A 6,529-nucleotide genomic window follows, 5' to 3' on the forward strand; every position below is an offset into this window, starting at 1 on the left:
AAGGGTGATTGCTATGGCAAGATTAACATCGTATGTAAAACGTATTTTTAATTCATTATTTACAAATATAGCTGAGGCAAAAGGAAAAAAAATAACCGGTTACAAATCAAAAAATTGGATTAGTTACGGAGATAGTATCACTTCGTCTAACGGATGGCAGCCTGCTGTAGCAGAAAAGTTAGGCTTGACTCATGTTAATAGAGGGATTGGTGGCACAACTATAGCTGAAAATGGTTCGATTGCTTGGATTGATAAGAATGGAAATTACAAAGGTCAACCACCTAAACCACAGCCAAATGGAACGACTGAAATTTTATCAAGTATGTGTAACAGTCAAAGGATCAATGCTACGATTCCACTTAATACTCAACTTTTAACAATAATGGGTGGAACAAATGACTTTGGTAGAGGTATTCCTTTAGGAAAAGGGTTTCCAACAAATGAACGACCCAATTTAGACGAATCTACATTTATCGGTGCTTTGTGTTCAATGATTGAAAAAATACAAAAAAGGTTACCAAATTGTAGGATTATTCTTATGACGCCTGTACCTAGATATCACAACGGAAAATATGAAGATAAAAACAAGGCTGGATTTTTAACATCTGATTATGCTAGAGCTGTTAAAGATGTAGCTTCATTTTACGCATTGCCATGCATCGACCTATACTCTAATGTTGGATGGAATAGAATGAACGGTGAATATTATTTAATTGATAGTATGCATCCAAATAAAACAAGAGGATATAAACGTGTTTCAGAGATTGTAATTGGAGAGTTAGAAGTTCTACAGCAGGATGTTAAAAGTAGTATAGAAGAAGAGGGTAATAGTCATACAACAGAAATTTAGACAATAAAAACTGCTAAAAAATAGATCTCAAGAGTCAGAAATTTGACCTATGAGATCTATTTTTTTATTGTCTTTTTAATAATCTAGCTACATCTTTCCACTTTACTTTTTCACTGTAATACATTACCCCATTAACATAAATACGGCTTGCAACACGAGTTAAAATCATTATTGAAACAATTAAAATTAATATACTAGCACTTATTTCTATAAAATTCATTTCTCCACTTACAAATCTAGAAAATGCTACAAGTGGAGCAAAAAATGGAATATATGAGCTAATTTGAACAAATGTACCACCTGGATTTACTAATGCATTAATACTAATAAAGAATGCAGCCACGACTAAAATAGTAATTGGCATCAGAACCATTTGAAGCTCTTCTGTTCTTGAAACAACTGATCCAATTGCAGCGTAAAGTAATCCATAAAGTAAATAGCCTAATAAGAAATAAACTACAAATGCAATGATGGTTGTAGTATCTAATGCCTCTAAATCTATTTTCATTCCGAAAAAAGAGATCGCATTAGTATTAACCCAGCCTAATAAATTGGCAAAAAGAAATCCTATTCCTAATACAATTAATTGTGCACAAGCTACAAAAAATACCGCAATGACTCTTCCGTATAGGGTCACGACAGGACTTACTTTTGGTAGTAATACCTCCATTACCCTAGAAGACTTCTCAGCAACAATTCCTGTTGCAATTGAGTTTCCATAAATTAATAGAAACATATACAATAAGAAACCAAAAAAGTAAGCAATTCCGAATGTAGCCATTGGATTTTTTAGAACAATTTCATTTACTTCTACTTTTTGCAATAACTTTGTTGCAGATTCAGGTGATAGCTTTAAATCTTGGGCAGTTTTATTTAAGTAATTTTGCTGTAAAGTCATATTTACGACTGAAAGCAATTCACTATTTGAAAACTTTTTATACGTATATTGAATTGACGGGATATTGTTCTTTTCGGAAAGAATAATCAGTCCATCTTTTGAACCATCTTCAATTTGATTTTTTAAATCTTTTTCTTTCGATGCATCGCTTTGCTCAATCTTTGCAGATTTAATCGTTTTGTTTAAACTAGCAATATCTAACGAATAATTTTTCGAGTTATCTATTAAAACAATTTTATCTTTATCCTTATTACTCTTTTCTGTACCAGCAAAATATTTTTGTACTCCAAATATTCCAACGACTAATACAAATAAAATAATACTCATAATCATCGTTGCTCTCGCCAAAAGACCTTCACGTAAATGAAATAAAAAGACCGTTCTAAACTTTTTCATTTATTTCGCCCTCTCTATAAAGATATCATTTAGTGTAGGCTCTAATAATTGGAACTTCTTTATAGAACCGAAGTCTGACTTAATACGATTTAAAATCGTAAAAGCCTCCTCATCACTTTTTACCTTTACGTAAATTCCTAATTGCTTTTGTTCATAACTTACATTATTGGAATCTAGTATTTGTTTAATCGTTGTTATATCTTCTAAAATTAAATTTCTATACCCATAGTCTTCTTTTAAGCTACTTAAACTACCTTCTGCGACAACATTACCGTTCTTAAGTATACAAACATGCTCACAAAAAGCCTCCACTTGATCCATACGGTGGCTTGATAATATAACCGTTTTCCCTTTCTGAATTTGTTCGGTAATAATTGAAGCCATTAACTCCGCATTAACTGGATCTAGTCCACTAAAAGGCTCATCTAAAATAATCAATTCAGGGTTATGTAATAAAGTTACAATTAGTTGAATTTTTTGTTGGTTACCTTTTGAAAGCTCACCTGCTTTTTTATTTCGATAATGTGGTATTTCTAGACGATCTAGCCAATATGTTATTGCTACATCAACCTCTTTATTAGACATCCCTTCTAATTTCCCGAAATATTTAAGCTGATCAACAACCTTGCTTTTGGTAAATAATCCTCTTTCTTCTGGTAAATATCCTACCTTAACTTTATCGGATTTAAATGGGCTCCCTTTCCAAGTTATTTCTCCTTTTGTAGGTGTAAGAAGACCTAATAACATTTTAATGGTGGTCGTTTTACCTGCTCCATTTCTACCTAATAAACCTAATACTCTTCCTGTAGGCAAAGTAAATGACAATTCGTTAACGGCAATAGTATCTCCAAAATTTTTAGAAAGCTGTTTTATTTCTAAAGTCAACGCTCTTCCCCCTTTTTGAAGTTTAAGCAAAAATATACTTAAATGTAATTCCTATATATAAAGCATACATTTAAAAGAATTTTAATAAAAGGTAAAATTCGTAATTAGTTAGTCAGTTTATCTAACTTGATTAGACTAAAGATAGAAATGAAAAAATGAGAATGCCGCTCTAGCATTCTCATTTATTTATTAATATGAAATACTACCTGAAATTAATAAACCTACCGTTACACTTAGAGTAAACAATAAAGCAGCTACTGCAATATTTCCTTCTTCAACCTTTTTAGCAAACGAAATTTTTGGAAATAATACAAATTCTGCGATCCAATATGTAACCATTTGAGCTATAATACCAACTAAGCTCCAAATAATGAAATCACCATAGTTAACTGAATACTTTGCTGCTGACATAATAACAATTGCTAGCCCTACTAATTTTCCCGCTAATTTCAGTGCAACGGCAATATTACCATCTTCTAAAATTAATTTTTGTTCACTCATCTTAGTGGTAAAAGTAAAAGCTAAAAATCCAATAAATAAAAGAATAAGTCCCGATCCTAAATACATCAACGTACTAACAATACTATCCATCTATCTTCTCATCCCCTCATTAATTAATTTTTTTCTTCAACGATTCCTACTGGTAAAAAACAACTTTCGTTTCCGGTAATAATATTCCCGGCACGGACACCAATTGCGCCGTATTCTTCTTTCATTAAAAAACTACCTATTAATACATGTAAATCTAGCATTCCATCAGGAGTCATCACCTTTCTCATTGGTAAAGGTGAATATTGTTGAAACACCATAACTTGATCATGATAGTTATTTTGTTTACTTTGTTGACAGTTTTCTCCGTTAATAATCTTAATTGAATCTCCTTCACGGCCAAATGCAGGTTTCTCAACATATGGAAGATTGTTTTCTATAAAGAAATCTGGCTCTAAAAATGTTGGTAGAAAATGTTTTCTAATTACATCATGTTCTTCTACAGTAAAAACATCTGATTGCTCTATATGTAAATTCCAAATTAATGCTTGAATAGCCTTGGACTGTAGTAAGAATGAAGATAATGGATTGAAAATAATCAATTTACCGTCTTTTACAAGTTCTAATAGTGCCAGGCCAATTTTTGTTCCATCTGAAGATTGATCAAGCTCTAGGTGTTCAATTGGATAGGTCTGTCGGTAAAGAATATGTATTCTTTCCCCTTTAGGTGTATATAGACCATCGTTCTCAATAATCTGTATATCTTCTAGCGATATTAATTGACTCTTACCATTGTATAGGGATTGGATATATTTAGCTGTCTTCCAATCTTCTTCATGATCACTATGAGCTGTAAAAACAATAATTGGTTTATCTAACCCTTTTATGCTTTTATTGACAACATGATTTATGATGTTCGAAAGTTTCTTTTCACTATCAGCATTAGGATTCTTCAAGTTAAAATAATCCGTAATGTAACCATTGACATGATGGGTCTCCATAATAAAAGTTGGGGTGTCACTATTACATTCATAGTGTTTCCACCCATCTACTGTACGAACAAGGTCAATTCTTCTAATGATTCCTTCACTTTCAATCGTTTTATGACGTAAAAATGGTACGATTTCCTTTGAATAACCAAGCATATAAAAAATATCATCTGGTAACTGTCTCATTAACCGAGCAGTCTTATCATAGATTTTTCCAATTTGCTCCGTAATTGAATGAATTTCATCAACTTCACTTTCAGTCAATGGATAGTAGTCTAATAAAGCATAATATGAATCTTGTAGATTCGCCCAAAAATCTGGAAGTTTTTGATATACTTCTTTACGTTTTCGTCTATGATTCTGTAAATTCACATTATCCATTATTAACCACCAAATCCTCCAGATGAACCTTTTCCAAAACCACTTTTAGAAGACGAAGTATGCCCTGCATATTTACTAGAAGATTTATAACTCTTATAAGAACTACTTGCATGAAGTGCAGTTCTTGTTGGATAAAATATTCCGCCATGATAATAACTATGGTAGTAATGACTAGTGCTATCATCACAAACCCAAACACCTTCGTCATCATCAAACTCCCAATCACGACAATCGTCATTTTTCGGTTTGTCTGGCCTGTCAGCATTTTGAGAACCACAGCCAGCTAATGTACTTACTGCTAATCCACTCGTTAATGCGATACTAACTTTTTTCATTAATAATGATGTTTTTGACATTGGGATCTCCTTTCAAGTATTGAATTATTCTAATCTATACTAAACTAATCCCTCTATTAAAGTATATAGAAATTAACTTTAACTATCCCTCTTACTCTCGTTATCTTTTAAACTAACCGCCAAAACCTCCAGAAACTCCACTACCAAAACCACTTTTTTTAACTGAGGAATTTGTTTCTTTAATAATGCCTGCGGATTTGTATTGATTAAAATCATTATTGCTATATAACATATTTTTTGTTGCAAAGAATGAGCCTAAAAAGAAGAAATTTCGGTAAAATGAGCTTGAACTATCATCACAAATCCAAATATTATCTTCATAGTCAAATTCCCAATCACTACAATTTTCGTCATCAGGCATTTCAGAATCTGTATACGCAAATTCTGTTTCCTCACTATCAGTATAATCTGTCTCATCTAAATTATCTTCAGTCGTCGTCCCCTCATCAACCTCATTTACTTGCTTTGTATTTTCATAGGCCGGTTGACTTGATTCATAATAATCTTGAGAATTATCAGTTGTCTCAATCGATTCTTGTTCAGATCCACACCCGGTTAATGAACTTATTACAATACCACTTGTTAAGGCAATACTTACTTTTTTCATTAATTTTGATGTTTTTGACATTGTTTTCTCCTAGTTCAATATATAAATACATACATTTCTATCCTAAACTGTGTTATATACTAATGTATATACAATTATTAAAGGAGTTTGAACAATGTTTAATACAGACAACATCTTTGTTCTTGAATATCGATTACTTGATGGAGAATTTACACGACCTATTTATCATTTTCCATTTTTATCTAAGGTCCAAATCTTTACAAGAAGATATTGCGATTACTTTATTTTAAATGGTTTCGTTTACGAGAATAGAGGTTCTTATATCGAAGAGGATCGATATGTAATTGAAGTAATTGAGTCAGATATGGAAAATACTCCTTTTTACCATTTAAACAGACCGTTAGGCATTGAAATTAGAGATGTGGATTCTTTTGATGAAATTCATTTCTTTGAGAGCGGAGATGAATTGGATCTACTATCTTGGCTTCAATCAACTTATATAACAATAAATCATCAAATTTACGAGCAAACTTCAAATGAAGTTGATCAAGACCGTAATACTTACGTGATGTATGTCAAGCGGTATAATGAATAAAAAATAAGCTACCTAAGTCTTCTTAGGTAGCTTATTTCACGCTATTGAAAAACACTCTAGTCAATTAATTACCAAATTTTCGTAAAAGGAGCCTGCGTGGGGCTGATTTCCACTACAGGATG

8 protein-coding genes are annotated in these 6,529 nt (G+C 32.0%); 2 read left to right on the plus strand and 6 right to left on the minus strand.

Features of this window, described 5'->3' with window-relative positions:
- The first annotated feature begins 13 nt into the window (after positions 1–13).
- Entirely contained in the window at positions 14–850 is an 837-nt protein-coding gene (locus ABEY15_RS11490; RefSeq protein WP_429890210.1) for an SGNH/GDSL hydrolase family protein, read from the plus strand.
- Between the two features lie 64 nt (positions 851–914).
- On the opposite strand, the gene ABEY15_RS11495 is transcribed toward ABEY15_RS11490, so the two are convergent.
- The 6 genes from ABEY15_RS11495 to ABEY15_RS11520 all read right to left on the minus strand — a co-directional run bounded on the left by ABEY15_RS11495 (position 915) and on the right by ABEY15_RS11520 (position 5,872).
- On the minus strand, positions 915–2,144 hold the full coding sequence (locus ABEY15_RS11495) for an ABC transporter permease (RefSeq protein WP_429890211.1): 1,230 nt from the start codon (positions 2,142–2,144) through the stop codon (positions 915–917).
- Positions 2,145–3,029, minus strand: a complete 885-nt coding sequence (locus ABEY15_RS11500; protein ID WP_429890212.1) for an ABC transporter ATP-binding protein — start codon at positions 3,027–3,029, stop codon at positions 2,145–2,147.
- A 189-nt stretch (positions 3,030–3,218) separates the two neighbouring features.
- The gene (locus ABEY15_RS11505) at positions 3,219–3,620 is read right to left on the minus strand and encodes a DUF350 domain-containing protein (protein WP_069034569.1); all 402 of its coding nucleotides are present in this window, start codon (positions 3,618–3,620) and stop codon (positions 3,219–3,221) included.
- Between the two features lie 23 nt (positions 3,621–3,643).
- Positions 3,644–4,888 (minus strand): glutathionylspermidine synthase family protein, encoded by a 1,245-nt coding sequence (locus tag ABEY15_RS11510; RefSeq protein ID WP_429890214.1) that lies wholly within the window; start codon positions 4,886–4,888, stop codon positions 3,644–3,646.
- Between the two features lie 2 nt (positions 4,889–4,890).
- A complete protein-coding gene (locus ABEY15_RS11515) occupies positions 4,891–5,244 on the minus strand; it encodes a hypothetical protein (RefSeq protein ID WP_069034571.1) in 354 nt (117 codons plus the stop codon).
- A 112-nt stretch (positions 5,245–5,356) separates the two neighbouring features.
- Positions 5,357–5,872 (minus strand): hypothetical protein, encoded by a 516-nt coding sequence (locus tag ABEY15_RS11520; protein WP_429890215.1) that lies wholly within the window; start codon positions 5,870–5,872, stop codon positions 5,357–5,359.
- Between the two features lie 94 nt (positions 5,873–5,966).
- Between ABEY15_RS11520 and ABEY15_RS11525 the strand changes: the two genes are divergently transcribed.
- Entirely contained in the window at positions 5,967–6,407 is a 441-nt protein-coding gene (locus tag ABEY15_RS11525; RefSeq protein ID WP_429890216.1) for a hypothetical protein, read from the plus strand.
- Positions 6,408–6,529 lie beyond the last annotated feature (122 nt).

Source organism: Gottfriedia acidiceleris, assembly GCF_050457485.1.
Lineage (GTDB): Bacteria > Bacillota > Bacilli > Bacillales > Bacillaceae_G > Gottfriedia > Gottfriedia acidiceleris_D.

What these genes read in the sequence shown, in the direction of transcription:
- ABEY15_RS11515 (WP_069034571.1), bottom strand. Translation starts at nt 5,244, where the DNA reads ATGTCAAAAACATCATTATTAATGAAAAAAGTTAGTATCGCATTAACG.
- ABEY15_RS11520 (WP_429890215.1), bottom strand. Translation starts at nt 5,872, where the DNA reads ATGTCAAAAACATCAAAATTAATGAAAAAAGTAAGTATTGCCTTAACA.
- ABEY15_RS11490 (WP_429890210.1), top strand. Translation starts at nt 14, where the DNA reads ATGGCAAGATTAACATCGTATGTAAAACGTATTTTTAATTCATTATTT.
- ABEY15_RS11510 (WP_429890214.1), bottom strand. Translation starts at nt 4,888, where the DNA reads ATGGATAATGTGAATTTACAGAATCATAGACGAAAACGTAAAGAAGTA.
- ABEY15_RS11505 (WP_069034569.1), bottom strand. Translation starts at nt 3,620, where the DNA reads ATGGATAGTATTGTTAGTACGTTGATGTATTTAGGATCGGGACTTATT.
- ABEY15_RS11525 (WP_429890216.1), top strand. Translation starts at nt 5,967, where the DNA reads ATGTTTAATACAGACAACATCTTTGTTCTTGAATATCGATTACTTGAT.
- ABEY15_RS11495 (WP_429890211.1), bottom strand. Translation starts at nt 2,144, where the DNA reads ATGAAAAAGTTTAGAACGGTCTTTTTATTTCATTTACGTGAAGGTCTT.